Consider the following 26,071-nt stretch of genomic DNA (forward strand, 5'->3'; position numbering starts at 1 on the left):
CAACTATGCCATTGAAAAAAATGGCGCACCCGATTTGGTGAGAGTATTGGCCCTCATTCGCATAGATACAGAGGATGATGTAGTAGTGCTGATTTCTCTATCCAAAAAGGATACCCTCCCCTATAAAATAACTTATACAGCATTTCAATTTGAAATCGAAAGTAGCTCCTTTGTCCTGCAACAAGGATATGACCCAGTGGTGTGTATCAATCCAACAGAAAAGCAACTGGAAGCGGCAGAGAAAAGCTGGGATATCATTGGTGATTTCGTCTCAGACGAGCCAGATTGCTTTGACGCAAAAATTAGAAGTCGCTTTATAGCGGCCAAAACCAAAGAAACTGGCGTTCAGCGCCGACAAATCACACGTCTTTTATACCGCTATTGGGCGGGTGGCATGAGCAAGCACGCATTGTACCCCCAAAACAGCAACAAAGGTGGTCCAGGTAAATCTCGTACTTACGCCCAACAATCAGGACGTAAGGTTCGATTTGAGGACGACAATCAACGTATGACCATTGGGGATGCCGAATTGGCACTCATACAAAAGTACATGAACAAATACTACAACAAGCATACGAAGTACCAATATCGTTATGTTTATCAAAAAATGATTTTGGACTGCTACACAGACCCACTGACAGGTGCACTTGCCCCATCCTATCCCACAGAAAACCAATTCCGCTACCACGCTTCAAAGTATGTAGATGTGAAAAAACGGTTCGGCAGCACTGCGTATCGCAAGGATATGCGTGGTATCACTGGGTCTTCTCGCAGTGAAGCTTTGGGGCCTGGGGATGTGTATCAAATCGATGCCACCATTGCCGATGTGTATCTGGTATCTCATGGCGACCGCACTGCAGTCGTGGGGCGGCCAGAGCTATACTTTGTCACCGATGTATTTTCTCGCATGATTGTTGGCTTCTATACTTGCTTGGAATCTGCATCTTGGGAAAATGCAAGAATGGCGCTGATCAATACCTTCCTTCCCAAACAGGCACTGTGTGCGCAGTATGACGTGAATATCACCGAGGATATGTGGCCTTGTTCAGGACTCCCCAGAGAACTGGTGGTGGATAACGGTGAACTGATTAGCAAGGCCAGTATGGGACGCAGTGGAGAGATTGCACGGAAAATTATGACGGCCATTCGAGAGGGGTATGTGGGGCGCAATCCTCTGGGGTTGCACTGGGAAAAGGGACTAGGTGAACTCCACACCTGCGTCAATCAAAAGGACAGTGGGTTTCTTTCCGTATCAGGAACCAATGCCAATGCCAGCGGTTTTAGCATTATCGGCGATTCAGGCATGGGAAAAACCTCTACGGTCAATCACGCCTTAGCTATGTTTCCTCAAATGATTATCCACGAACAGTACAACGAGTACCCCTTCCCCAATGTACAGTTTGTTTGGATGCGGTTAGAATGCCCCCACGATGCCAGTGTCAAAGGGCTGTGCGGTGAATTTTTCACAGAGTTCGATCGCCTTACCAAGGACAATACCTACGAAAAGTTTGCCAAAGGTGGCCGAGCCACTACAGATCAAATGATTCCACAGATGGCATTGATTGCACAGCGTCATGGGCTTGGACTATTGGTTATTGATGAAATCCAGAATTTAAGTGCAGCCAAAAGTGGTGGCGCTGATAAAATGCTAAATTTCTTAGTCCAACTGGTCAATAAAATTGGGTTACCTGTACTTTTGATTGGCACCCCCATGGCAAAAGGGTATCTGTCTCAAGACTTGATGGCGGCGCGCCGTAGCACTGGGCAACAGGGCATGGAAGAATTTTCTCCCTTCGAGCGAGATGAACGCAGTTGGGATATGCTTGTAAAAGGTCTTTGGAAGTATCAGTGGACAGCAGAAAAATCCGTACTGACAGAGGAAATGAGCGATGCACTTTACAGTTTTAGCCACGGCAATGTGGATGTAACAGTGAAACTCTACATGGAGGCTCAGCGTATTGCCATTTCAGATCGTACAGAGCAAGTGACCGTTGATGCCATCATGAAAGCAGGACATAGCAAGTCCTTTAGCATGGTTTTGAAATGCTTAGAGGAGCAAGAAAAAGCCAAAGTGAAAGTGCAACAAACAAAGCGAGCGAAGAAGGTAGCTTTGCCTGTAGAGCGAGACGCCGCTCTACAAGATGCCATTTCTCTCCCTCAAAAACAAGCATCTGTCAATAGCCCTAAAAGAAAGAAATCAGAGCAAGTAGTTTCCGTCACAGACGAATTTTAAGGAGGCTCTATGCTATCGTTTTGCCCGGTACCCCATCCAGACGAAAGCTTGTATAGCATCATTGCACGGTATCACCAACAAAGTGCAAACGAAGCTTTTTACCAAACCTCAGAAGATTTATTCCAGAGCAAGCGACACCATAGCAACGTTCTATTACCCAGTCGTTTAGGTATACTGGCGGAGCGGATGGAACCCTTCGGCGTCCAATTTGACCAGCTGTTATATCAACACACCCCTTATGCTTTTTATACAGCCTTTATATCGGCTCAGCGCCAACAAGAGATTTATCGTTGGGCAAAGGACAGTCAATCTGGTTCTGTCAACGGCAAGTTAGGGGTATTTGGGGACGGTCTGGTAGAACCTCCATTTTTGCGGTTTTGCCCTCAATGCTATGCCAAAGAGTTGGAACGATACGGACATGGTTACTGGCACAGAAGCCACCAACTCCCCGGTGTGCTCTGTTGTCCCAATCATGGAGGGCGCTTGCTCAACAGCAAAATTGCCTATCACAGCCGTGGCGACCAATCCTATCATCGGGTAGAACTGGCAAAGCTGTTCCCCACTATGGCACCGCCAATATACACGCCACTGGCTCTCCAGCAAGCACGCTGTATCACGAAAGATATTGGGTTTTTACAGGCCCACTATCAATCTGTAAGGGATGCGTTTGCGAAGCATCAGTTTACCTTCGGCCATATATTTTTATATCTGATGGTGCAAAAAGGATGGGCTACCAAATGCGGTAGTTTACGACTCGCTGCATTCCGAGACAACTTTTTAGCCCATTGGGATGAACAGCTGTTGCAAGATTTGGGATTGTGGTTCTCGCTTGCAGTAAAGCGGCCGTGGATTGTTTCTATGTGCAGGCACAACCAGAATAAAGTGACCACCAATCCTCTGAAATACATTGTGTTAGCAAGAACCCTTTGTGGCAGTTTGGAAACGCTGGTTTCCCTGGCGCAACAGCATCCAGCTACATATTTCACCTTGGAAGATACTAGGCAATATGGCACGGTTGCAGAGTATGAAATCAAACTAGAGCGCTATCGAAGCCTCTGGTTGGATGCCTGTCAACAACTGCCCCTAGCATCTCAAAATGAAATCCGAAACACGGCTCCTGCAGTCTACACTTGGCTTATCAGACACGATAAGCAGTGGCTTTCAGAGCATCCTAAAACCCGCAAACATCGTGGTGGAAATCGGCAATGGAAAGATCGCACTGCAAAAGATAGTCAAGGTGTGAAAGCCATTAAAGCGGCGGCAAATACGTTATACAACATGAATGGAAAGCCTGTTCAGATTACAAAGAATAAGTTGCTACTAGAAAGCGGATTAGGGAAACTACCAAACCGCATCCTTGCCCAGATGCCCAAAACGTCCAGAGCAATCGCAGTTTATGCGGAAAGCAATCACCAATGGCGTCTGCGGAGAATGGCGTGGGCCATCGACCAAGCCATCGCACAAGGCGAGCCCATCGTCATGTGGAAAATCATGAAGCAAGCAGGCATCCGTGACCAAGATTGGGATGCACTGTGGCAGGCCTATTGGGATGAGGGTATTGCAGAAGCCAACTAAAAACGACCTGAGCCCATCGTAAATGTAGTGACCCCAATAAGTTAGACTTGATAACGTAGCAGCTGCGGCTGCTACGTTATTTTTATGCAGCAAGATACTTCAGTCTGTATTCTACAGGACTGAAGTAGCCTAGTTTTTGCTTTGTACGCTTGTTATTGTAATAATCAAAGAAATTTTCCATCACAGAGTTGTCCAGGCAGTTGCCTTTCCGAGACATGCTTTGGAAGATGCGGTTCTCTTTCAGTGTCCTAGAATAGCGTTTCATTTGGTATGCCCAGCCTCTGTCCGAGTGAAAAGTTCTTCTGAATTTGCAGTCGCTGGTGACCTCGATGGCCTCATTTAACGCAGCCATAATGCCTTCTGCCGATGGTGTTTTGGTAATGCTATAGCTTAAAATTTCGCCGTTGAACATATCCAAGAATGGATCTAAATATAACTTTTTCGTTATCAATTTACCGTTGCCGTCAAATGTGTAATACTTAAACTCAGTGGTATCTGTTGTGATTTTTTGATGCACAATGTTGGTGTTGAATCGTCTTTTGACCCAGTTTTTGCAAATTCTGCCCACAATCCCTTTGTAAGACGAGTATTTTCGGCTCTTGCGTGTGTAGGATTTCACTTGCAAACCAAGCTTTTGCACCAGCCGTTGGACTTTCTTTTTGTTGACGTGCCAGCCTGCTTTCCTAAGCTCACCCAAAATTCTACGATAGCCAAAATCCTTGTGTTCATCGCGAATTTCAAGGATTTTTTCTTCAATTTCTTTGTCTGGATTTTCCTTGTCAAATCGCTTCTGCCAATACATATAGGTTGCTTTTGGGAACTTTAAAACAGCAAGAATATCTTTTAATTGGAACAATCGCCGGAGGTCGCAGATACTTCTTGCTCTTTGTTCTGTGCTTCTTCTTCCAAGCGCAACCTCCTCAATTCTTTTAAATAGGCAACCTCAATTCGCAACTTTAGATTCTCATCTTCAAGCTGCTTTAAATATGCCCCATGGTCGTCTGTATGGTCTATTTTCTCAGGTTTAGCCATCTTTGGTCGCCGTACTTTGCTCTTTTCCTGAAGCGCAGCAGGACCCGCTATGCGGAAGTCATTCACCCAACGGGTAATTAGAGATGGATTATTGATGCCCATCTTCAAAGCCAGTTCCTGATACGATATTTCTGTTGTTAGATATAATTCTACCACAGAAAGCTTAAAATCGAAAGGATAGCTTTTGTTTTCTCTGGAGCGAACCAGTCCATCATCACCAAACTCTTTGTATGACTTGTGCCAGGTTTTTACTGTGGTTAGTGATGGTATACCATATTTCTTCGCTAAAGATTCATATCCGCCTTCCTGGTTTTCGTATGCCATGATTACTTGCTTCTTAAATTCAAAACTGTATTTTGCCATGAAAATACCGACCCCCAATCGTTAGATTTTTAGGTCTAACTTTTGGGGGTCGGTACAAAATGATGTGTTCAGGTCGTTTTATTCTGCATCTTTTTGGGGTGCCAAGTCTTGTAGCTTGCAGTCCATATCCGATTGAATGAGCTTTGTGATATAAGCGTTCATACTCATATTTTTATGTGTGGCATGGACTTTAATTGCATCTCGAGCCCCCTTGGGAACGGTAACAATAATGCGGTCTTGCGTTTCAATGTATCGCTTATTTCGTTTGCGGTGTGCGTCTGTCGGCATACTGTCCCTCCCTTGATTAATCTTCTTTAGTATATATGGAAATGGGGGTGAAATCAAGGAAATTGTCTCCAAAAAGCGCATGATGGTATGCGCTTTACACAAAAAAACTTTGTTTTTGTTGCGAAAATTAGGTTACCATTTTTGTACACTTCACTTGAAGCGCATGATGGTATGCGTTATACTAAGGTTAGCAAATAAATATAAAGGAGTGTAGGCAATGACAATACAAGAACTTGTAACCCAATGCAACCGAGACTATTTGGTGAAGAATCTGACCGATGCAATATTCGATGTACAAAACGAAGAAGATGCCATCGAAAAAATCAAACTATCCCTCTGCTTCCGAGAGAAAGTACGCCAACTTTGTGCGGTCACACCAATGGAATCACGCACCATTCTATGTGTTTCAAGGCGAAGGAGATCCTCTACACGCAGCCTGCCATTTGGCTGAATATCTACAATTTTTAGCTGGATCTCACGTCATCGAAGACAATGTGAAACAGTTTGGAATCGATCAATTTGCGTTGATTCTTCTTAAAGAAATGAGTCAATACTACACTTCGTGGTGACGTAGCAGGAGAGGTGAATCGCATTGTATGACAACATATCGAAAAACCTGTGCCACACAAACCTAAATCGGACAAGGTATCTGCTTGCGCAATTTTCTGTATATTCCTTGGGAGATACAGAGCATATAGATATCGCCATGAGTAAGGCGATTTTATCTATCTTATCTGCCCACTTTGGCTCAAAACCACTCCTCTCCCAAGAGGACTATGGGTTGATGGATGACTGCGGTGTATTTCTCATTCCTGCTGTTTTACATGCCTTACAAGAAATACGAGAATTCCCCCATGGCATGGGCACCCTGCCCTACCTACTATTGTATCACCAGTATTTTCACCCAGACGGCACAGCCATGGATAGTACACAACTACTATCTCGATTGGCAACAGAAGGTTTGGATAAATGCTTGGATTGGGACAATCAATTAAAAGCAGGAGAACAGATGTTATCTGCCCTCCTGTTTTCCAGTCCATATATCCGAGCCATGCAGGCCGTTTCATCTAAGAATGATGGGGATGAATTGGCGCTTTGCTATCGCAAACGATTCATGGCTCCAAATCCCCCTCATCAAACAGAGGTGAATTAAAAAAGTCGCTTAGCTCTATATCAAGCCCTTGGCATATTTCATGGATAATGCGTAGCTTTACAGAGGGGTATTTGCAGTTTATCACGTTTCCAATGCTAGACTTCCCTATCCCGCTGGCAACGTGCAGTTGATAGGCTGTCATGCTCTTTGTTTTGAGTAATTCTTCTACTCTCATGCTCACAGCTTTGTTTAACTTCATACACTCACCGTCCTGTAGCTGTACTAAGCATAGTTTACCGTTAAACATTCCAAATATAGTACATCTACCTGTACTATCAAAGAAATTTGTGGTAAACTACACCTGAAAGGGTGTGGTGCTATGACAGTTTCATTTTGTGGGCATAATAGGTTTCCTAATTCCGAAGAAACAGAGCAATGGCTCACTGATGTGGTCAGCAATTTAATCGAACAAGGTGCAACGCATTTTTACTTAGGTGGCTATGGCGGATTTGACCGTCTTGCATTGAGGGTAATGAAAAAACAAAAGAAGCTCCACCCAAATATCCAGTACATTTTGGTGCTGGCCTATCTGGATAGAGCGAGAGATGTGGAAGTGGCAAAGGACTACGATAGCACCATTTTCCCACCCTTGGAGAGCGTACCTCTGCGCTTGGCCATCGTGCGCAGAAATACTTGGATGGCAGAGGTTTGTGATGTTATGGTCGCCCGTGTCGATTACGATTGGGGTGGTGCCGCAACAACATTGGCCCATGCACGGCAAAAAAAGAAGCGGATTATTTTGAATCCAAACTACAACGAATAAGGTGTATATGATACGCATATCTAAATACAAATAAAACGGACAAAATCCCGTATTTTTGTGGGATTTTGTCCGTTTTACATCAGTTCACCAGAACATCAAGAGCAAGGAAAGCTTCTGATTTTTTCCATAATCAACTCTGCCCAGCGGTATGAGTTGCGAGTTTTTGCGTGTTTCAACAAGACATGAGGACTGTTATCAAAGCCATCTTTAGCCCAACTGCCATTATAGGCGCAAAATTGTGCAATCATCTGTTCTGCCCAAGGTTCATCTGAATAGACAGGCATAATCAACATAGAAGCCGAAAACCCATCTTGTTGAATTTCTAAAATCATATATCGTTTACCATTGAAAACGACAACAGCCGCCTCATAGCGACGCCTACCTTGACCAGACACCCAACAAAAGAGTTGCCCCCTGGGTATCTCCCCCGATGTAATTCCGACGCAAGGTATGCGATTTTGGGACAGCGCTTTCAAAATGTCGCCTAGCAAAGGATACTCCGACGACTTAAAGGAGATTGCAGGTGGGAGGGCTGTATCCTCGCCAAGGAAAACGATGGGCTTGGATGTTCCGTCTCCTGTGTGCTCATCAGCGGAATAGCTGAAATCTGCGTTTTTTGATGAGATGACTTTCGTTTTGGATGTATGTGACTGTCTTGTTTTTCTTTCGAATATACAATCATCTTGGCTGGAATCGTGGTTGACCGAACGCATGCGATCTGCACGTGCATGTCCGCCGTGTGTAGGGTTGCCCGCAGGCTCTATTTCAGCATCCTCATCAGAATTATCCTGATCGACTACCCCGTTTTCTGCGGATGTTCGAGTTTTTTGGAGTTTCTCTGGCCCATAATGAACCTTTTTAGGTAATGGAAACTCGCTAAAAGAGCAAATACTACAAAATCTAACATTTCCAAATTTTGTGCATTTCACAGATAGTTTCAGCGAATCCAAAGATGGGATTTTAACGCGTATTTTTTCATATTCTTGATAATTCGCATATACCGATTTGAAACCATTTTGCAAAGCAGTGTTAAAATAAAGTCGAACAAAATCGCGAGCAACTTTATTATTGATAAAAGATACCTGATCGGAAAAGTCAAATTCAAGTTTGTACGGAAGGTTGTTTTTTACCGTATTACGAAGAATTAAATCGTCCAATCCACCCGTTGTGAGCAATTGATGGACCAATATGGTCGAAGACCCGTAGAGAGCTCGTACCACCTCAACACATGGGATTAAATATGTTTTACCCTCATATTTGAATGACACGCAGAATTCGGAACATAGGTCTGGTAGCCGGTACAGACTATGTATGCGAGGTGGGATTGTTATTGATGTCACTATCGCAACTTCAGTGAGTGCATTTACAGGAAATGTATCATCGCTAGAAAAATCATGAACACCAGAGCTTGCTTCTCTATCTTTGAAAACACGCCCAATCCAAAGGTGCGGTAGTATGCCCCAAGACGTCTCTACAGGGTGCAGTCTCTCGCCAGTGTTTTTTTTGAAGAAAACTTTGCACGCAAGTGTTCCTTTCTCTGTCCTCTTGGGGGAGGTAATCCAATGAACAGTCACCTCCTCATCTTTATCAAACGGCCATGATTTAAATTTCCACTTTGTGTTTAAAGAGTAATCGATTGCTATGTCTACGCCCTCCTTTTGTGCGGTATTTGACTATAATTATATATGATAATGGATGTGATGGCAAGATAAATACTTCAAGAAACTGTTTCGTAACTTGATGTAGTGTTTCAATTTATATACAACTTAAATTCAGTTCAACATAAATTTATTTTTCAGTATAACTTGTAATGCTTTTCTCTACGGTAAAGCATGTGGTCAAATGGTGTATCTCCATAATTGGTGGTGCTCGAAAACTATGTGGTCTTAAACAAAGAATACTCCTACACTAGATTGCTCTACCCATCTGTAATCCACAAGGTATTCAAAGCCACAAACTGCTGCGACAATGAAAATTAGAACGATTATCTTGCTTAAAGACTAAATATATGCTTCGATACAAAAAGATACAATAAATGAGCATATAATATGTTGGTAGACATTCTGTCATTCTCGAAGCCTTGCGTACTTACGTGGGGTTCTTATGTAGTGCGCAGTCCCAGTAGAAACGTACAATGACAAAGTCCCCGCTGATGGTCGTCGTATAATAAACTAGATACTAAGGAATGAGCGAAAGGTGGAAAGTTTAATGAAGCGAGCCATAAAATCGTAGTAGTGAAGATGGCAGAAGCAAGGGGATCGGTCCGTCTTGAATGTGGCCAAGGAGATTGGCGTCAGTGCAAGTAGTCTGCGCCGTTGGATTAATAAATGCGGCACATATGGTAAAAGTGCGTTCCCATGACTAAAAGGCACCCCTGAATGTCGACTAATAGATTAGTGATATATGTTGCAGAGACCACCGATTATTTAATACTCAGCGGTCTCTTTTTGCCATTCTATAAAATAGTGACCATTGGTATGATATACAGTTCTGAAGTTATGAAAGATAAAAAATATTCACCTATGTCTTCATGCAAAATATTTGACTTTCACATTTTAATTGTGACGAGCCCCTTTAAATGTATTTACTTTTTACATTTCGTGTAATATAATTACAATAAGAGGTGTTATATGGATAGTAGTGGAATTATGGACTGTGTTGAACTAATGTGTGATGTCCTTCCTCAATTAAGGAAAGCATTAGATTTTACACAAGAAGATTTTTCAAAAATCATAGGGATTTCTCGCCAATCTGTCATTAATATAGAGCATAAGGATAAAAAATTAACACGTTCGATATTGATATCGATGATATCTTTTTTCTCTTTGAGGCACGAGTCTGCAAAGATTCTCTATGAGCAGGGATTGTATCGCAATACTTTTGTGAACGAAATGGGATTTTCTGAAAGTATGGTATTAAAAATTTATGAATGGAGGTAATACGAAAGTATGCAAAAGGAAGAATTCTATTTTCAATGGCATTTTATGAATAGTTGTAATCTGAGATGTGCTCATTGCTATCAGGAAGGCTACCACTATGAAGATTTGCCATTAGATAAACTGCTGCAGATAGGTAATCAAATCACGAGCGCTTTAAAGAAGTGGAATATGTTGGGTAGAATATCTTTAACTGGTGGTGAACCATTTTTAAGCCCGCATATACTCACGTTAATAGATTTCCTTGAAGATTCTGACGAAATCAAGCAGTTTGATATTTTAACAAACGGAACTTGTATCACAGAGAAACATATTGCTACATTAGTACAGGCGAAGAAGTTGCATCAAATCCAAATTTCATTAGATGGTCCCACGGAGGCAATTCATGATGGTGTTAGAGGGAGAGGAACATTTAATAAGGTTTTGGATGCAATCAAAAGGCTCCAAGATAATAACATAGAAGTTTCTTTTATGTTTACTTTGATGCGCCAAAACAAAGAGTATGCTCTACAAATTGTTGATTTTGCAGAAAAATGTAATGTAAATGCAGTAACTGTTGAAAGAGTTACTCCGTGTGGGCATAGTAACTTGGCTGATATCCTAAATAAAGATGAAATTAAGGCTATTTATGAAGGCATCACAGTTCGTGCAAATGACATTAACTCTAAACTGACCGTTAGGCGTTTACGCCCACTATGGATTAATACCAGTCATTTAGATTGTACGAATAATGGTAAGATTGGCGGTTTTTGTCCAGTCGGGTTGACATCTCTAGCTATTTTGTGGGACGGCACAGCACTACCTTGTAGGCGTCTTGAAATACCAATTGGCAATATTCTCGAGGATGGACTATTCAAAATCTGGTATGATAGTGATGTTCTGTGGAGAATTAGGGATAAAAATAATTTGCAAGGAAAGTGTCATAGCTGTATTAACGTAGAACGTTGTGGTGGTTGTAGAGCGATTGCATACGCAACAACCGGCGATTATATGGGGGAGGATACTCAATGTTGGATTTAACACAAAAATACCAGATTAATGACAGGATTATATTAAGAAAAATTGACACCAAGTGTTGGGCGCTAAATGTAGAGAATGGTAATCAGTATCGCTTGAACGAGGTCTCATATCTTATTTTAGATTCGTTCAGAGATGTAGCTACAGTTGAAGCTATGATTTCAGTTGTGGCGAAAGAATATTTGGTTGATATAGAGCTGTTGATTGCAGACTGTTCCTCAATGATACAGACTGCCATTGATAAAAATATTTTGAAGGAGGTTTAACCATGAAGAAGTATTCTACACCCATTATTTTTGAAGAAGACGAAATGCTTTTCACCAAAGATGTTTGGGAAAATTTTAGTGAAGGCAATTGGTGCTTCGGTTGCACAAACTGTAATTGCAACTAAATCGTAATAGGAGGGGGGTGCTCTTATATAAAGAGTCCCCCCTTCTTAACACATGGAGGCAATGAAATAAAATGAAGTTAATTGATGCACATATGCATATTGGACAATATTCTTTTTGCGATGTTGTAAACAGCAATTTTAGCTATGACCTTTGTTCCACTTATGAAGAGATAATTGGGTTGATGGATGCGAATAAGGTGGATAAGGCTATCATCCTTCCGATTCCGCATAAAGATTTTAATATCGAGAAAACTAACACTTATGTTTTGGAGGCATATCAGAGATACCCAGATAGGCTAGTTCCTTTTTGCAGAATTGATGACCACTTGGCTGAGAACTTAAGAAAAGGCTTTCGAGGAGTCAAATTGCATCTAGTTTATGAAGAGATTGATATTAAGAATATAAAAAAAGAGCTACAATTGATCGAGGATTCTAATATGCCACTTATCCTCCACGCAAAATTTTCCAATAAGGTTAAGCAGATTGAACAAATATTCAAGTATGCCCCTAATATTAATCTCATTTTGGCACATATGGGTAGAGGACATTTGTATACAGGAGAGCAGACGATTGATAATGCATTAGCTTTGAGAAAATACCCCAATTTGTACATGGATTTATCTACTGTTGGTGATTTACAATCAATAATAAATGTGTGTGAAATTATCGGATATGATAGAGTAATATATGCGTCTGACTACCCCTTTGGGAAAAATTTCTTGGGACAAAAATATAGTTACTCAGATGAATTAAATATACTCAGCCGTTATTTGCGTGGCGAAAGAGGAGAGTGTGTTTTTCATAAAAATATAGAAGGGTTATTGACTCTCAGAGATCATGTGTATATACGTAGAGCAAAAAAAATAGATGTTGATTCTGTGATGGAGATATTTAATCGTATAAGTGTCGAGGACCAGAAATTTTTAGCATATAACAACAAGGCGTCTCTGATAAGACAAATAATCCGAAGCGAAAGGCACTGCTATGTAGCTGTACACGAGAATACAATTGTTGGATTTTTGCGAGAAAGCGGAAGACCAGAAGGATTCTCATTATTGGAAGAAGTAGTTGTTTCTCCAGACTATAGAGGCAAAGGTGTTGCTACAAAGTTGATAAAATATTATCATCGAGCATTTCATAAAAACATGGTAAAAACAAATGCTTCCAATCACGGTATGATAAGCATATTATGCAAAAATGATTATTTAGCCCAAAATCCTGATGCACCAAGGATAATTAACTGGGTAAGAAACGGAGACTGAATGTGATTACGGATAATGCGTACTACTGGAAAATAACAGATTTGAAACGACAAGCTGTTATTGTACGGAGCGAAATAGTAAAATTTACGAATCAATTCTTTTTTGATAGAGATTTCATTTTTGTCGAGCCGCCTGTTTTACATGAGTCAATTACAAATAAAAAAGCCGAAATTTATGTCCCCTTATACAATAGCAAATATTCATTGTCGTCCAGCAATGCATTATTTATGGGGCTGTATGCTTCAGAATTCCGCAAGGTATTTACCATATCCAAGTGTTTTCGTGATGAAAGTGACACTTTGAATCACTTGGTTGAATTTGACATTTTAGAGGTAGAAGTGCTAAATTGCACATTAGATGATATACTGCAAATTATTAAATCCTATCTAGAGTTTGTTTTGAGTCGCTTGTTGGAATCCAGCTATATAAAAGAATATTCAGAAGTGATGGAAAGACTAGAAATGATCCAAAATCATTTTGCACCCCAAATTATAACATATGATGATTTTATATCGAATATATCCGACGGAGATTTCGATAAAGATTTGGATATTAGTGACATAGATTACCTGCTATCTAAGCAATTGAACGATGTTGTTATAATAGTTGATTATCCTACTAAATTTGCCACATGGACTGCTAAGAAAATAGGGAACGGAAAAAGTATTGCAATGAATATCTTACTTCCCGAGTCATATGGCGAATTATGCGAAGGTTGTGAACGGACAAACGATATTGACTTACTTCAAAGTAAAATTCGGATTGCAAATGCTGATAAAATTCAATGGTATGTTGATTCTGTAAAACAAATCAAAACAGACAGATGTGGATTTGGGCTAGGAATAGATAGACTTGTGCGGTGGATAATTGGAGCCGATAATATCAGCGACACTCGATTTTTCCCAAGAGTAAAAGTTGGAGGATAGAAAGATGTCAAAATATGAGAACAGGGCGATAATGTCGCTATTAAATATGTGTAATGAGATGTTCAGGAAGAACATTGAGATTCGACGTATAACAAAAACTTGCGCATTGCTTCTTTTGTCAGGGTTGTCTCCACATGATATTCCTAAGAAAATAGTTGATAAATGCTTATCTTCTCAGAGGAATGATGGAGGATTTATCGGAAACACAGACACTATATGGAATATTAAGTTTTTGGAATTTTATCCTCAGTTCAACAAAGAACGAAATCGGGCGATAGAATGGCTTACAACAGACAACGGAAATGAAGAGGGGTTTGGACGAAGCAAAAGAGATATGCATCGAATTCCAGTAACGGGTCTTGCCCTTTATTTGCTACCAGAAGTTTCGACCGAACAAAACTTAGAGTGGTTAGAGGATACATGGAATTCAGAGTTGAATTCATTAACCTATAAGGCGGCGTATACAATTTTGGCGTTTAATGGAAATAATTACACACCCAAGTCGAGCAATAAATTAATTAGCGATACTGCTATATGGTTAAGTAAACAGCAAGAAAAAAGTGGGGGATTCGCACCATGGATTAATCATCCTGTTGGGGAAAATGTTTACTGTACATCCATCGCAATAATTGCTCTAATTAGTATGCAAGATGATTGTTTTAGGGAACCAATTCAGCACGCTTACAACTATTTGTGTAGAACTCAATTGAAAAGTGGAATATGGGCATATCATGAAATTGAAGATGGCGCCTCATGGGGGCTATATGCATTATCCCAAGCAAAAAAATACTTAGAGGTATAGGTTATGAATATTCTTATGATTTATCCAAAACCAGACAAATTTAAAAAGCCACGCTTTGGATTTTCTTATGATATGATGATGATATCTACAATTTTAGAGAAACATCATACTGTGCATATAAAAGATTTTTCCTGTGAGCCATTTGATTTGTGTGATTTTCTACAATATATTCACAGAGAGGATATTGATATTGCTCTTGTTGAGTGTGATTCCTATGCCTTAAAGCGCAGTCAGAACATTTTACACGCAGTAGAGCTCATTGATATGTTAAACCCATACGTTACTACAATCGCTTACGGGAACTATTGTTATATAACAAAAAGAAACTTTGGGAATGCCAATCACACTATCACCGAAAACGAAATCAGAAACATAATTGACTGCGTAAATCAGTTTGAAGACCATAATATTGTCCCTTGTATAAAATCATATGATGAACTTCCATATATTAATAGAGATTTGCTATTGGGAATTCCCTATTATCAAGAGTATAAAAAAAACACTCTTTTGCAGACATCGAAAGGCTGTGAGAATACCTGTATCTTCTGTCAGAGAAAAGGTTGGCAGTGTTCTTATGTTGCGCATTCAGATGATTATGTGCTGGCTGAGATAAGCGATATTAAAGGAAGAGGGTATCAAAATATATGGATTACTGATGAAAATTTTACTTTTGATCTTTGCCGATCCAAAAGATTATTGAAGAAAATTTTACATATGAATTTACATGAAACCCTCCAGTTTTTTATTAGCAGTTGGGTAAATATCGATGAAGAATTTTTGGATTTAGCCAAAAAAAGTAATGTAAGAATTATTAGCTTTGGCATCGAAAGCGGAAATGAAAAAATATTGCAGTTTTATAGAAAAAATATCAATATCGGTAAGGTACCCAGCATTATTCAGTACGCTAATTCAATAGGCATTTTTACTGTTGGTAACTTTATTATTGGTGCTCCAATGGAAACCGAAGAAACTGTCAGTGAAACATTTGATCTTATAAGAAAATGTGAATTTGATCAAATTAACATAAAAAATCTTGATTACATGATTGGATCTGCGTTACACACATCCCTTGATGACGAGTTGAAGGTGGCGGATCATATATTTGCTTGCTTTGAAAATGGGTTAACTTCTTTTAAGTTGAATGATATAAAAACTAGAAAGGATGCGTTTTTATTGGAATATTATAAATCGCACCGCTCAGTTATCGAGAAAAAAATAGAACGTTACGGGACACCGTTCTGAATAAAGGGGAAGGTAAAAAATGAAGGCATTTATGCGGTTGAAAAAGGTAGAGGAAAGTCGTGAAGTAAACGTATATACCTACAAGGATGATTCGAGTATTTGCCTCGAGTGTGGCGGATACGGCTACAGCATCAATGATAATCATTATTTGGCGGATAATGATTATCAACGACGATATTTAATTTGTAGGAACTGTAATGGAACAGGGCGCCATTACTTCAATGTAGACAACCATTAGAGGGGCTCTTGTGTGAATGCGAACGGTCAAATAGGCAGGATAGAAAAGTATCAGATCAATTTCATTAAACAAGGAATGAACCATTCTACCCAGTAAACGTGCGGCAATTAGGGGATGCGGACATAATCCATGACCACCAGGGGGGAATAGGAATGTTTTCGTATGAAAATCGAATGGCGGCAGTGCAGGCATATATCGCTAACGGGTACAATACCGCATGATTCTAGCCAAGTGGGTTGCAGCTTCGGGCAAACTGACATCCCACTCAGGATTGCACAAGTCCCTCACGTGTGGTACGCTATACAGACGTGGAAAAGCGAGCTGCAGTTCCGGGGTGGGTATCAGGTGGCCCTGATTACAAAGTATCTGCCCAGAAACACACCCAGTCGCGCAACCCTCTATAATTGGAAGAAAAATATCTTTCGGACGGGGGGTAGAAAACCTGTGGCTAAAAAGGCCGTTGACCACACCAAGGTGTTCCAAACCATTGGGTACACTATACTCTCAAGGAAGAGGTTGCAGTGATGCACGCTGAGTGAGTAGCCTTAGAAGAAAAGGTCGCACAGCTACACTTCGAACATGACGTCACCGAGACTACCATACGTGTCCTAAGAGGGCATCAATCTGGAACCTCTGACAAGCAGAGAAAAGGTCGTTGTGATTGATGTCTCGAGAACAAGTTGTCGACTCAATATATTAATGTTTCGCTTCGGAATAAGTAAAAGTAGTTATTTTTACGCACGGAATGCAAAACTAAGACCAGATAAATATAGTTCGATGAGCGATCATACAAGAACACTCTTTGAGTAGAATCGCAGCTGCTATGGCTATCGTAGAATTCATTCTTCACTGCAGCAAAATGGTCTGCATATTTCAGTAAAAGTCGTTCGTCGACTGATACCTAAGAAAGGCTTGACGCCTTATCGCCCCAGTTCCGTCCATGGATAGGTTCACATGAATTTATTAACAGATCCTATCGACACTGTCTTTTCCTGAAAAGATGCCCTCCAAACGAGCTGAGGAAAATGCCACAATGTATGAAGCGCATAGAAGCCGTTAAGGACTTCAGACTGGCAAGCAAAAGTGCAGGTACAGTTAAACTGGCGGAAACGCCATTATCATTTCATGTAGAAAATATTCCGAAGAAGGAGTACATTGTAATACCCGAGGTGTCATCCGAGCGCAGAAGGTACGTCTCTATGGGGGTTATTAGCCCACATATTCTGAGTAGTAACCTTGTGAAGGTAATCCCCGATGCAACGCTATATCATTTTGGTGTTCTTACTTCCAACGTCCATATGGCGTGGATGAGGGCTGTCTGTGGTCGCCTAAAGAGTGATTATCGCTACTCCAAAGATATCGTCTACAACAACTTCCCATGGCCAACACCCTCCGACAAACATCGAGAGAAGATTGAGCAGACGGCACAGGCCATTCTGGATGCCCGCAACCTCTATCCCGATAGCTCTCTGGCCGACCTGTACGATGAGCTCACCATGCCCCCAGAACTCCGCAAAGCCCACCAGCAAAACGACAGAGCAGTGATGGAGGCCTATGGCTTTGTGATTAAAGAAACCACAGAATCCACCTGCGTGGCACGCCTGATGGAGATGTATCAGGAGAAGATAGGAGCCAATTATGGAAACTAATTTAACCAATTCACGCATCGAAAGACAGAATATCTTGAACAATGAGTTGGCACTGGTAGAAATTCAAGAGAAGGCTAACATACCAGCTATCATTTTTGAAGATCAGCTGTGTTTCACCAAGAGCATGGTTGCAGATTTTTATGCGGTTGATTTGCGCACAATTGAAAGATATTCAAGCGACTATTTGGAAGAATTAACTTGCAATGGATACGAAATCTTAAAAGGTAAGCGGCTTAGAATATTTCTGGATTGCGTTGCTGATGTTCCCGACATTAATGTCGGGAACATCAGCAACAGAACACCCCAGTTGGCAATTTTCAGTTTTAAGGCATTTCTAAACATTGGGATGCTCTTGTCAGAAAGTGATAAAGCCCGAGCGTTGCGTCAACTGATGCTTGATATTGTCATTGACTTCATCAATAGAAAACTGAAAATTGGTACGAAATATATCAATCAACGAGATAAAAACTTCGTATTTTCGTCCCTTCAAGAAGAAAATTATCGACGCCAATTTACAGATGCCCTAAAAGAGTGTGTAGTGGACTACAAATACAAGTATTCAATGTTCACAGATTTAATTTATGTGAGCATATTCAAAGAAAATGCTAAGGAATACAAAAAAATCCTCGATTTGAAGGCGAAAGACAAGGTAAGGGATACATTTTATAGTGAGATATTGAATTTGATTGCCTCCTACGAGTGTGGATTCGCTGATGTTTTGCGCAAAGAGTTTGCACAATTGGGAAGGGCGCTATCCATACGAGAGACCAAAAATCTTTTCTCAATCTTCGAGCAGTCCGCCCACTGGAAACCCCTGATAGATGACGGAAGAATCAAAATGTCCAGTCGAGATCTTGCGTTAAGAGAAGCGTTTCACTACAGATTATCTGAATATATCAAACCACTTCAAGAAGATGAGTTTTCTAAGTTCTTGGATTCAACTGGAGATGAGTTAGAACGCCTGATGCAAGAAAATCAGGATGTTCTAAGACGCCTGAAAGAGAGTGAATAATATGGGTGATATTATTTATTTATCAATCGATCAGGCAAAAGCAACTCATTTGCGGACAATCCATCATAGTGGTGGCGGCACAACAGAGATTATAGACATCGATCGACTGGAAAGCGTACTGATCCACATGGAAAACGATGATTACTACCCTAGTTTCGAAGATAAGATAACTCATTTGTTTTTCTCAGTCTGTCAATTCCATTGCTTTGCCGACGGCAATAAACGATTGGCGATTACTTTATCGTTGCAATTTTTGTTACTAAATGGATACCTAGCAGTTGCCCAAACATTCATGGGGGATACAGAAATGGTCAGTTTGAATGTTGCGGCAGGAAAAATAGACAAGTCTCTTTTGTTTGAAATCATGGTAGCTCTATTGGATGGCACCTATTCGTCTGATGAAGCATTAAAGTTAAAAATATACAATGCGATTAAAGACTGACTTCAGTTAAAACATTTATAAAGGCACGGATGGTGAATCCACCTCCGTGCCTTTACGTATACAATTTATGGTTTAATCTCCATCCACCCCTCAAACTCCCGAAAACTAATCTCCCCCGCCTGTACCTGTTCTAGCTTCTGCTTCGCCTCAAACTGCCATTTACGGTAGTCATCCAACGCAGTAGGCGAAGCCTCCTTGCGGCGTCTAGCGCGCATTTGGTTGCGGTTGTTGACCTTTTGATAGAGGGTTCTAGCCTCGTCATTCTTGACATTCTGCTGGTGCTTCTTGATGGCGCCGATGTCCTTATAGGTGCGGTCTGTTATACTAAGGTCAGCTTACTAAGGAGCCTGTTTTAGTATTAGACGTAGGTGCCTTAAACTACCGCAATCCACCTACCATACATTTCCAATGCCCCCAGTAGTAATTGACATCGGCTACAGTTGACTTTTACATGAGCTAAAGTGTATAATAAAAGTTAGCATTTATTAGCAGTTCGGGCTGCATAAATTTGATTCAATAACTATTAATTCATTTTTTGCACAGTGAGATGTCTTTATTTTTTGAGTCATCTTTTATTAATATGTCACAAAAAATGTGAAATGATAATAAATAATGACTCCAATTAATAAATATTGACTCAAAATCAATTCTGCGTTATTACAATGATAACGCAGAATTTTTTTGTAAAGCGGAGGACATCTGATTTGGCTAGAAAAGCACTGAAGTTAACAGAGAAAAAGATTGCTGATATGATTCAAGCTGGACGTAGTCAAGGCGAGGGTGCAGACTATCAGCCGTGGATTCAGGTGGGTAATTTCTCCTCTGAAGGCCGTGGTCATCGAATTGCTGACATCCATACTGGGCGCATCCATCATTTTTTCTCTGATTTAGAAGCCTCCTATTACTATATTTTGGCTTGGGCGGACCAAGTGATTGACATCCGTGAGCAGTATCCCCTGTTCCCTGTGTCTGACACGGAGGATATTACCCAAGCGCTGGGCTACCGTCATCCTAGAGCACCTGGAAATGCTATCAACGAAGTGATGACCACCGATTTTCTCATTACCGTACAGGATGCTTCTGGCACCCATTTGGAAGCTAGACATGTGAAGTATGAAAAAGGATTGGAAAAAACCAAGAGAAACAGAAAAACGTGAAATTGAGGCAACATTTTGGGAGAATCGAGATGTGAGTTTCAAATCAGTCACCGAGAAAAGCATCAACAAAGTGAAGGTAGCCAATATCAAACGATTGCTCTCCTATCACGATGCAAATCGCTTTCAAACCGAATCACCTCAAGTGGTGGCCGCTCTTTTAGAGGACATGGTATCCCGCTTCCACGATTGTAGCTACGATCCCCTCAAAGATTTTTGTACACAGCTAGAATGGCGCACCTATGCAAGACAAGGACTGGCATTAGAGCTTCTGTTTCATCTGGCGGCACACAAGTGCATCCCCGTTCAAATCGACAAACAGCTAGTGGCAACGAAACCTCTCACAGAAGTCATCGACTTCTCTAGACTCCCACGTATTCCAACACTGATGGAGGAACTCAATGAACGTTTTGCGTAATCAACTATGCCATTGAAAAAAATGGCGCACCCGATTTGGTGAGAGTATTGGCCCTCATTCGCATAGATACAGAGGATGATGTAGTGGTGCTGATTTCTCTATCCAAAAAGGATACCCTCCCCTATCTTCAATGTGTCTAACATCATTCCTGCTACCTTGAAAGAAGGCTCCAAAAAGGCTGCCAACTTCCTGAGCAAGCCCATGATGTGTATGTGTATGGTTGGTATTGGTATCGCCATCACTGACTTGGCTGATCTGGTTGCTGTGTTGAACTTCAACACCTTGTTCATCAGTGCATTTGTCATCATCGGCTCTGGCGTGATTGGCATGATGGTCGGTTCAAACTTTGTTGAAGCTGCAATCACTGCTGGTCTGTGCATGGCAAACCGTGGCGGTTCTGGCGACTTGCAAGTGCTGGGCGCTGCAAAGCGTATGAGCTTGATGAGCTACGCTCAAATCTCCTCCCGTATCGGCGGCGCCATCGTTCTGGTCATCGCCAACTTCGCATTTGGTCTGATGTAAGAATTTCACCTCAGATTCCTGCTCTCCATATCACACAAAGCACGCCGAGCCACAAGAAAACTTGTGGCTCGGCGTGCTTTGTAATATTGAAGCTTGATCACTGTGCCAATTTTGAGTCAATACATATTAATATACGGTGTCATCTATTATTAATATGTCACAATAGTATCATATAGTCCTATTTTTGTCAAATTTCACCATTAAATGACGCTCGCAATTGTTTAATATTATATTTTTTAGTCTCAATAAAATAAAACAAGACATAAAAAAGGTAGCCCATTTTTATTTTTTCTAGTATAATGAAGTTATTTAAGATAATCGCTTCATTTCGACAGCAAAGGAGACAACACATGACAGAATATATCACAGGTTGGGGGATTACCTCTAAACAGCTCAAAGCGTTGCTACATATGGGGGCGCTGTATATTACAGCAATCCCAAACTGTGCAGGCAATTTGTATAGCGAAGTAGTATTTGAAGGCAAGGTGGAGGCATTTTATACGCTCCCACAGGCCAAGCGCATTGCCGTTACACCACTGTTATCCAGCACAAACCATTGTGTACTAGACAAAGAGGATGACTTTTGGGTGCTGATTCCTACCGACGAAACCCCAATGGTTGCTACAACCGCTGGTTTTTTGTGGCGGTTGCGCCACGATGGCGACTTCTGCATCGCCACGCAAGAACAAGTGGACTCTGGGCGAGGCATGGTCAGAAAAGCGGCTCGAGAAGGCGTCGCTGCTGAACCCATCACATTGTATTACGGAGCACAGATTATCCCAGACGAGGACGACGAGGAGGATGAAGCGGATGTATAAATGGATGATGGGTGCATTGGCACTGGTGTTTTGTGGCGCACTGGCTACAACCTGTCTGTCAGAAGAACCCGACACCTCCAATGCCTATCCCCAGCCTACGCAAGTTGCAGTGGAAGAAGAAACAGTGGAAGCCACACAAGAGGAAGAACCCCTTTCTATGTTTCAACAGTTGGAGCAGGATATGCTGTCCCAAATTGATTTCACCGACAACGTGTCTTCTCGTGTCAATATGGTCATGGACTACGGTTTGGACGATTACCGTACAGAGATTTTAGACAATTATAGTGACTATTTCACCTTGGATTCCATCGATTACGGCTCCTATACAGGGACAGAGCAACAAGAAGTGTTGGTGGTGTTTTCCGTGGTGGACAACGACCATGTAGGCGGCTTTGGGCGGAAGCTGATGGCCATTTATGATGTCACCACAGGCGATTTGGTGATGCAACATTCCTTCGCTGGCGATAGTGTAAATATCGTGGTGGATAGTAGCAATGTGGTTGATTCTTGCTGTGTATTTATGACGGCTACTTGGACATATCAGGGCATCGTCAGTGGGTCAACTGATTGTGGCAGTCTTGAAGGTGGTGTTTGGACGCCCATCCAAGTGCCCATCACTGAAAGCGACCGCAATACCTATAGCTATTCAAAGAGCAACGATACCTTAACCATCACCCAATGGCTTGACGGCACAGAGGAGCCCTATTTCTATCCAACCCAAGGAGACTCCACAGAATACACATTCGATTGGGACACATCGGAATTTGTTGAAGTGGAATAAAGGAGGCAGCATCATGCTATACGATTGGAGCAAAGAATTAGAAAATATGACCTTAGGGAAGGTGTGTATTGCGCATTTAAATGACTCTGGGGAGCCTACTCTAAGCCGTGTGACTTGGGCCGGGGCAGAAAACGCCATGTTTGACACCGTGGCCTTAACGCCTCAATGCCCTCACATCTATTACCAAGGTATTTCCTGTGTGATTGTGGAAGGGGATACGCCTGCCTTCTCTGACCTGTTGGAAGAACTGCCTCACCTATCCCAAATCGCTTGCATTTGCTTAGGCAAGCCTAGTGAAGCGTTGAAACCCATGGTGAACCTTTGGCTTGAAGAAGGGGTTTCTTACAAACAAGTCCAAGTGGAGGCCTGTGTAGAGACATTTCGTTTACCCAAGGACGCAGGCTTTCAGCCTGTCACCTTATTGCTCAGCCATCTTGTAGAACGTCTTAGCAGTGGTCTAATCAATGTGGATGGGCATGATATCATTGCCCTGTCACCAACTGCAAAGCTGGGCTATCTCAGCGTGGGGCTATCGCTTATAGGCAGTGTGGTGCGTGCCACCATTGCCGCCAGTGAGATCCTTGAACAGCACCCACCCTTCCAACAGCTCATCGCCTGTTTTGCCCTATCTGCCGACACAGGATTGGATGCTCTTGGAGTGGCCATGGATGAATTGCAACTCATTGCAGACCCTGATGGACTCATTGTGTTTGGCGCAGGATTCCACCAACGCCCAGAGGCGATGACTTATATCTTGGGATTCTAAACAGTGCGAGGTTCGATCGAAAATAGAAAGGAGCCATCCATGGAACATCCATACATCATAGGCTGGGGCACCACCTCTCGTGTGTTGCGAGAAGCGCTCCATATCAACGCTTTTTACATCCTAGAGAGCGGAGACTATTATAACGTGCTGACGGAAGAACAGGGGGATTACTACGTTGCACAAGCAGGGGTAGGCACCCTGCGTGAGCAGGTAGATACAGCATGGTTTTTGTCTTGTTTGCGCAAATGCACCTTAGATCGAGATGAGGAGTTTTTAGTGTTGCAATGCCTTGATACGCATCCAAAAACTCTGACGGAGCAAGGTTTTTTCTGGCAAGATGAAGAGCAAAAACGCCTGACATTTGCCACCACTACACAGCTTGGCGATGAGGACTGTATCTGCCACGATGAAAACGGCGCACCCCACGCTGTCACCTTGACCTATGGCACCCAACGAAACCCCTTTTACGACGAAAATGCCCCCAAGGAGCCGGTGGAAATTGACATGAACACCCCAGCCAGAGGGGACTTGATTCTCACATCCCAAGGGCTGAACACCCAAGAAGGTGCCGCCTTGATTGCCAAGGAGCTGGAAGAGATTGACCTATCTGACAAAAGCATATTGCTAGTGCTGTTAAATCGCCGTCCACCTCATTCTATCCAAAAAGTGGTAGTGCAGGCCTGTGAAAACATGGGCTTTCAGCAGGGAAACATCTTCTACTCTGACGATTTGGCATTGCCTGAAACGGTGGATTATATCTATGTCACCGAGGGCAACACCTTTTCAATTCTACACCATCTGCGTCGGGAAAGGTCAACTCCCAAAAGCAAAGCCTTAATCCCCTACATCCGACGCAACGTGGCCAACGGTGCCACCTACATTGGCGCCAGCGCTGGTGCGATGTTAGCAGGCGTAGATATAGCGCTAGCACTAGAGTTTGACAAGAATTGCTACACCATGACAGATTTTACAGCGTTGGGGCTCTTCCAAGGCTCGGTGATTCCGCATTACACAGAAGAAGAGTTAGGGTTTTTCATCGCCAATTCCACGGAAGAAGAGTTGGCTGGTTATGACCAGCTTTACAGCGTGGCAAACGATGAGGTGCTACGATTATAAAAGAAAATCCCCAAAAAGGAGAAAGAAAATGGAACAAGGAAAACGACTATCGGTGGAGAAATTCACATCATGGCTGTTGCTGATTTACTGTGGTGTGCTGACAGGTTTGGCGCTGGGCATTGAGATTGTCAGCGAAAGCCAATTAGGCACCACTCTCAGCGAAAGTGGCGCCTTTGGGATGGGGCGGTATGTAATTGGCTTTGCAATATTGGCGGTAGTTGCGCTGTTTGGGCACCATCTCATTAGGTTACTGATTCAGTATCCCGGTTGGGCTTTTTTAAGTGTGGTGGCAGTTAGCGGAGTGAAGGTGTTTTTCACGTTAAAACTGGAAGCCTATCTGTTTTTGCCCTGGTTGCTGGTAGCGATGGCCTTACTGGTGTATATGTGTGAAGGCACTGGGCTTGTGGGGCTGGCTGCTTGTGGAGTGGGCTGTTTGGTGTTGGTGTTCCTCAGTGGCACTATGGGCGGTTATTTCTATATGCTGGCACTGTTTTTGGTGGTCATGACCCTTCTGTGCTACGGTACCTTGACAGGGTGGTTTGGGGACAAGCTTCGCTATTTCTTAGCCACCATTGGGATGGGCATCGTGGCTGTGTTGGCAGGTGCGTTTTGGAAAATGGAGTATTTGTTTTGGAGCGTGGATGACTGGTTTCACCCAGAACTAGACCCCTTGGGCAGTGGCTATCGCCCTCTGTTGATGCAAAGCTTGTTGCGTGAATCTGTCTGGTTTGGACAAGGCGGCTTGGCACAAGGGTTGGATGACACAACCCAATATCCCTTTTATGAGACGGGCTTCTTGTCCTATTTGAGCAATCATTTTGGCTTGTGGGTTATCATCGCTGTGGCAGCGTTGTTTCTGGGCTTTTTCTATCTCTGCCTACGCAAAGCCCACCCGTTGTACGGGGTGCCTCGGTTTCTGGCTCTGGCCATCATCGCCTATTTGATGTTGCAAACCATCGCCTTTTTCGCTCAAAATATGGGCGTGCCCCTGTTCACCAGTGTACAATTGCCATTTATTTCCTACAGCCCACACCTCTGGAGTAACAGCCTCCTGTGTGGCCTCCTACTGGCGGCGATGGGCATGAAATCCGATGAATTTCCACGTTAGAGTATACTGACGAGAAAAGAGATTCATCTTCATGACCCGCGTTACAATATGGTGCACAGAAACT

At 42.3% G+C, this 26,071-nt stretch carries 29 protein-coding genes and 1 pseudogene; 26 read left to right on the forward strand and 4 right to left on the reverse strand.

Annotated features, from left to right (window positions below):
• Positions 1-37: 37 nt before the first annotated feature.
• A complete protein-coding gene (locus RFF05_RS15595) occupies positions 38-2,233 on the forward strand; it encodes an AAA family ATPase (RefSeq protein WP_409967948.1) in 2,196 nt (731 codons plus the stop codon).
• Between the two features lie 9 nt (positions 2,234-2,242).
• The gene (locus RFF05_RS15600) at positions 2,243-3,808 is read left to right on the forward strand and encodes a TnsD family Tn7-like transposition protein (protein ID WP_409967949.1); all 1,566 of its coding nucleotides are present in this window, start codon (positions 2,243-2,245) and stop codon (positions 3,806-3,808) included.
• 82 nt (positions 3,809-3,890) lie between these two features.
• Here the strand turns inward: RFF05_RS15600 and RFF05_RS15605 are convergent.
• A protein-coding gene (locus RFF05_RS15605; protein WP_409967950.1) for an IS3 family transposase occupies positions 3,891-5,203 on the reverse strand; the annotation gives its coding sequence in 2 pieces (ribosomal slippage) (positions 3,891-4,663 and positions 4,663-5,203; 1,314 coding nt in all).
• 78 nt (positions 5,204-5,281) lie between these two features.
• Positions 5,282-5,491, reverse strand: coding sequence for an antitoxin (locus RFF05_RS15610; RefSeq protein ID WP_409967951.1), 210 nt, complete (start codon positions 5,489-5,491; stop codon positions 5,282-5,284).
• A gap of 217 nt (positions 5,492-5,708) precedes the next feature.
• On the opposite strand from RFF05_RS15610, the gene RFF05_RS15615 reads away from it, so the two are divergent.
• On the forward strand, positions 5,709-5,942 hold the full coding sequence (locus tag RFF05_RS15615) for a hypothetical protein (protein WP_409967952.1): 234 nt from the start codon (positions 5,709-5,711) through the stop codon (positions 5,940-5,942).
• A gap of 255 nt (positions 5,943-6,197) precedes the next feature.
• Positions 6,198-6,644 (forward strand): hypothetical protein, encoded by a 447-nt coding sequence (locus RFF05_RS15620; protein WP_409967953.1) that lies wholly within the window; start codon positions 6,198-6,200, stop codon positions 6,642-6,644.
• Here the strand turns inward: RFF05_RS15620 and RFF05_RS15625 are convergent.
• Positions 6,604-6,843, reverse strand: a complete 240-nt coding sequence (locus RFF05_RS15625; protein ID WP_409967954.1) for a helix-turn-helix domain-containing protein — start codon at positions 6,841-6,843, stop codon at positions 6,604-6,606. The genes RFF05_RS15620 and RFF05_RS15625 overlap by 41 nt on opposite strands.
• A 120-nt stretch (positions 6,844-6,963) precedes the next feature.
• Between RFF05_RS15625 and RFF05_RS15630 the strand changes: the two genes are divergently transcribed.
• Positions 6,964-7,407, forward strand: a complete 444-nt coding sequence (locus tag RFF05_RS15630; RefSeq protein ID WP_409967955.1) for a hypothetical protein — start codon at positions 6,964-6,966, stop codon at positions 7,405-7,407.
• 95 nt (positions 7,408-7,502) lie between these two features.
• Here the strand turns inward: RFF05_RS15630 and RFF05_RS15635 are convergent, their stop codons facing one another.
• The gene (locus RFF05_RS15635) at positions 7,503-8,594 is read right to left on the reverse strand and encodes a hypothetical protein (protein ID WP_409967956.1); all 1,092 of its coding nucleotides are present in this window, start codon (positions 8,592-8,594) and stop codon (positions 7,503-7,505) included.
• Between the two features lie 1,443 nt (positions 8,595-10,037).
• Between RFF05_RS15635 and RFF05_RS15640 the strand changes: the two genes are divergently transcribed.
• From RFF05_RS15640 to RFF05_RS15740, 21 genes and pseudogenes are all read left to right on the forward strand, one after another.
• The gene (locus tag RFF05_RS15640) at positions 10,038-10,346 is read left to right on the forward strand and encodes a helix-turn-helix domain-containing protein (RefSeq protein WP_409967957.1); all 309 of its coding nucleotides are present in this window, start codon (positions 10,038-10,040) and stop codon (positions 10,344-10,346) included.
• 9 nt (positions 10,347-10,355) lie between these two features.
• Positions 10,356-11,363, forward strand: coding sequence for a radical SAM protein (locus RFF05_RS15645; RefSeq protein ID WP_409967958.1), 1,008 nt, complete (start codon positions 10,356-10,358; stop codon positions 11,361-11,363).
• Entirely contained in the window at positions 11,351-11,626 is a 276-nt protein-coding gene (locus RFF05_RS15650) for a PqqD family protein (protein ID WP_409967959.1), read from the forward strand. Before RFF05_RS15645 ends, RFF05_RS15650 begins: the two co-directional genes overlap by 13 nt.
• 2 nt (positions 11,627-11,628) lie before the next feature.
• The gene (locus tag RFF05_RS15655) at positions 11,629-11,751 is read left to right on the forward strand and encodes a hypothetical protein (RefSeq protein ID WP_409967960.1); all 123 of its coding nucleotides are present in this window, start codon (positions 11,629-11,631) and stop codon (positions 11,749-11,751) included.
• A 71-nt stretch (positions 11,752-11,822) separates the two neighbouring features.
• Positions 11,823-13,013, forward strand: coding sequence for a GNAT family N-acetyltransferase (locus RFF05_RS15660; RefSeq protein ID WP_409967961.1), 1,191 nt, complete (start codon positions 11,823-11,825; stop codon positions 13,011-13,013).
• Positions 13,014-13,015: 2 nt separating this feature from the next.
• Entirely contained in the window at positions 13,016-13,939 is a 924-nt protein-coding gene (locus tag RFF05_RS15665; protein WP_409967962.1) for an amino acid--tRNA ligase-related protein, read from the forward strand.
• 4 nt (positions 13,940-13,943) lie between these two features.
• Positions 13,944-14,741 (forward strand): prenyltransferase/squalene oxidase repeat-containing protein, encoded by a 798-nt coding sequence (locus tag RFF05_RS15670; protein ID WP_409967963.1) that lies wholly within the window; start codon positions 13,944-13,946, stop codon positions 14,739-14,741.
• Positions 14,742-14,744: 3 nt separating this feature from the next.
• Positions 14,745-15,983, forward strand: a complete 1,239-nt coding sequence (locus RFF05_RS15675) for a B12-binding domain-containing radical SAM protein (RefSeq protein ID WP_409967964.1) — start codon at positions 14,745-14,747, stop codon at positions 15,981-15,983.
• A 1,087-nt stretch (positions 15,984-17,070) separates the two neighbouring features.
• Entirely contained in the window at positions 17,071-17,169 is a 99-nt protein-coding gene (locus RFF05_RS15680) for a hypothetical protein (RefSeq protein WP_409970129.1), read from the forward strand.
• A pseudogene (locus RFF05_RS15685) lies at positions 17,163-17,597 on the forward strand (type IIL restriction-modification enzyme MmeI); the annotation flags it as partial. The gene RFF05_RS15680 and the pseudogene RFF05_RS15685, both read left to right, overlap by 7 nt.
• Positions 17,580-17,870: a type IIL restriction-modification enzyme MmeI gene (locus RFF05_RS15690; RefSeq protein ID WP_409970130.1), complete on the forward strand. Its 291-nt coding sequence runs from the start codon at positions 17,580-17,582 to the stop codon at positions 17,868-17,870. The pseudogene RFF05_RS15685 and the gene RFF05_RS15690, both read left to right, overlap by 18 nt.
• A complete protein-coding gene (locus RFF05_RS15695; RefSeq protein WP_409967965.1) occupies positions 17,860-18,882 on the forward strand; it encodes a DNA-binding protein in 1,023 nt (340 codons plus the stop codon). The genes RFF05_RS15690 and RFF05_RS15695 overlap by 11 nt, the downstream gene beginning before the upstream one ends.
• 1 nt (position 18,883) lies before the next feature.
• Positions 18,884-19,324 (forward strand): type II toxin-antitoxin system death-on-curing family toxin, encoded by a 441-nt coding sequence (locus tag RFF05_RS15700; protein ID WP_409967966.1) that lies wholly within the window; start codon positions 18,884-18,886, stop codon positions 19,322-19,324.
• Positions 19,325-20,028: 704 nt separating this feature from the next.
• Entirely contained in the window at positions 20,029-20,481 is a 453-nt protein-coding gene (locus RFF05_RS15705) for a TnsA endonuclease N-terminal domain-containing protein (RefSeq protein WP_409967967.1), read from the forward strand.
• 31 nt (positions 20,482-20,512) lie between these two features.
• Positions 20,513-20,896: a TnsA endonuclease C-terminal domain-containing protein gene (locus RFF05_RS15710; protein ID WP_409967968.1), complete on the forward strand. Its 384-nt coding sequence runs from the start codon at positions 20,513-20,515 to the stop codon at positions 20,894-20,896.
• Between the two features lie 132 nt (positions 20,897-21,028).
• Positions 21,029-21,418: a 2-hydroxycarboxylate transporter family protein gene (locus tag RFF05_RS15715; protein WP_409967969.1), complete on the forward strand. Its 390-nt coding sequence runs from the start codon at positions 21,029-21,031 to the stop codon at positions 21,416-21,418.
• Between the two features lie 350 nt (positions 21,419-21,768).
• On the forward strand, positions 21,769-22,236 hold the full coding sequence (locus tag RFF05_RS15720; protein WP_409967970.1) for a hypothetical protein: 468 nt from the start codon (positions 21,769-21,771) through the stop codon (positions 22,234-22,236).
• A complete protein-coding gene (locus RFF05_RS15725) occupies positions 22,229-23,017 on the forward strand; it encodes a hypothetical protein (RefSeq protein WP_409967971.1) in 789 nt (262 codons plus the stop codon). Before RFF05_RS15720 ends, RFF05_RS15725 begins: the two co-directional genes overlap by 8 nt.
• Positions 23,018-23,030: 13 nt before the next feature.
• Positions 23,031-23,783, forward strand: coding sequence for a hypothetical protein (locus RFF05_RS15730; protein ID WP_409967972.1), 753 nt, complete (start codon positions 23,031-23,033; stop codon positions 23,781-23,783).
• A gap of 39 nt (positions 23,784-23,822) precedes the next feature.
• The gene (locus RFF05_RS15735; RefSeq protein WP_409967973.1) at positions 23,823-24,899 is read left to right on the forward strand and encodes a Type 1 glutamine amidotransferase-like domain-containing protein; all 1,077 of its coding nucleotides are present in this window, start codon (positions 23,823-23,825) and stop codon (positions 24,897-24,899) included.
• Between the two features lie 28 nt (positions 24,900-24,927).
• Complete coding sequence (locus tag RFF05_RS15740; protein ID WP_409967974.1) at positions 24,928-26,007, forward strand: hypothetical protein; 1,080 nt, start codon at positions 24,928-24,930, stop codon at positions 26,005-26,007.
• Positions 26,008-26,071: the final 64 nt, after the last annotated feature.

Origin of the sequence: Bengtsoniella intestinalis (assembly GCF_039719005.1) — a bacterium.
Taxonomy (GTDB): domain Bacteria; phylum Bacillota; class Clostridia; order Oscillospirales; family Oscillospiraceae; genus Oscillibacter; species Oscillibacter intestinalis.

Bases quoted from the DNA above. Each gene is read 5' to 3' on its own strand.
- RFF05_RS15640 (WP_409967957.1), top strand. From the start codon at position 10,038: ATGGATAGTAGTGGAATTATGGACTGTGTTGAACTAATGTGTGATGTC.
- RFF05_RS15735 (WP_409967973.1), top strand. From the start codon at position 23,823: ATGGAACATCCATACATCATAGGCTGGGGCACCACCTCTCGTGTGTTG.
- RFF05_RS15630 (WP_409967955.1), top strand. From the start codon at position 6,964: ATGACAGTTTCATTTTGTGGGCATAATAGGTTTCCTAATTCCGAAGAA.
- RFF05_RS15720 (WP_409967970.1), top strand. From the start codon at position 21,769: ATGACAGAATATATCACAGGTTGGGGGATTACCTCTAAACAGCTCAAA.
- RFF05_RS15670 (WP_409967963.1), top strand. From the start codon at position 13,944: ATGTCAAAATATGAGAACAGGGCGATAATGTCGCTATTAAATATGTGT.
- RFF05_RS15660 (WP_409967961.1), top strand. From the start codon at position 11,823: ATGAAGTTAATTGATGCACATATGCATATTGGACAATATTCTTTTTGC.
- RFF05_RS15650 (WP_409967959.1), top strand. From the start codon at position 11,351: ATGTTGGATTTAACACAAAAATACCAGATTAATGACAGGATTATATTA.
- RFF05_RS15740 (WP_409967974.1), top strand. From the start codon at position 24,928: ATGGAACAAGGAAAACGACTATCGGTGGAGAAATTCACATCATGGCTG.
- RFF05_RS15625 (WP_409967954.1), bottom strand. From the start codon at position 6,843: ATGAAGTTAAACAAAGCTGTGAGCATGAGAGTAGAAGAATTACTCAAA.
- RFF05_RS15730 (WP_409967972.1), top strand. From the start codon at position 23,031: ATGCTATACGATTGGAGCAAAGAATTAGAAAATATGACCTTAGGGAAG.
- RFF05_RS15615 (WP_409967952.1), top strand. From the start codon at position 5,709: ATGACAATACAAGAACTTGTAACCCAATGCAACCGAGACTATTTGGTG.
- RFF05_RS15725 (WP_409967971.1), top strand. From the start codon at position 22,229: ATGTATAAATGGATGATGGGTGCATTGGCACTGGTGTTTTGTGGCGCA.
- RFF05_RS15620 (WP_409967953.1), top strand. From the start codon at position 6,198: ATGAGTAAGGCGATTTTATCTATCTTATCTGCCCACTTTGGCTCAAAA.
- RFF05_RS15695 (WP_409967965.1), top strand. From the start codon at position 17,860: ATGGAAACTAATTTAACCAATTCACGCATCGAAAGACAGAATATCTTG.
- RFF05_RS15700 (WP_409967966.1), top strand. From the start codon at position 18,884: ATGGGTGATATTATTTATTTATCAATCGATCAGGCAAAAGCAACTCAT.
- RFF05_RS15610 (WP_409967951.1), bottom strand. From the start codon at position 5,491: ATGCCGACAGACGCACACCGCAAACGAAATAAGCGATACATTGAAACG.
- RFF05_RS15655 (WP_409967960.1), top strand. From the start codon at position 11,629: ATGAAGAAGTATTCTACACCCATTATTTTTGAAGAAGACGAAATGCTT.
- RFF05_RS15675 (WP_409967964.1), top strand. From the start codon at position 14,745: ATGAATATTCTTATGATTTATCCAAAACCAGACAAATTTAAAAAGCCA.
- RFF05_RS15600 (WP_409967949.1), top strand. From the start codon at position 2,243: ATGCTATCGTTTTGCCCGGTACCCCATCCAGACGAAAGCTTGTATAGC.
- RFF05_RS15645 (WP_409967958.1), top strand. From the start codon at position 10,356: ATGCAAAAGGAAGAATTCTATTTTCAATGGCATTTTATGAATAGTTGT.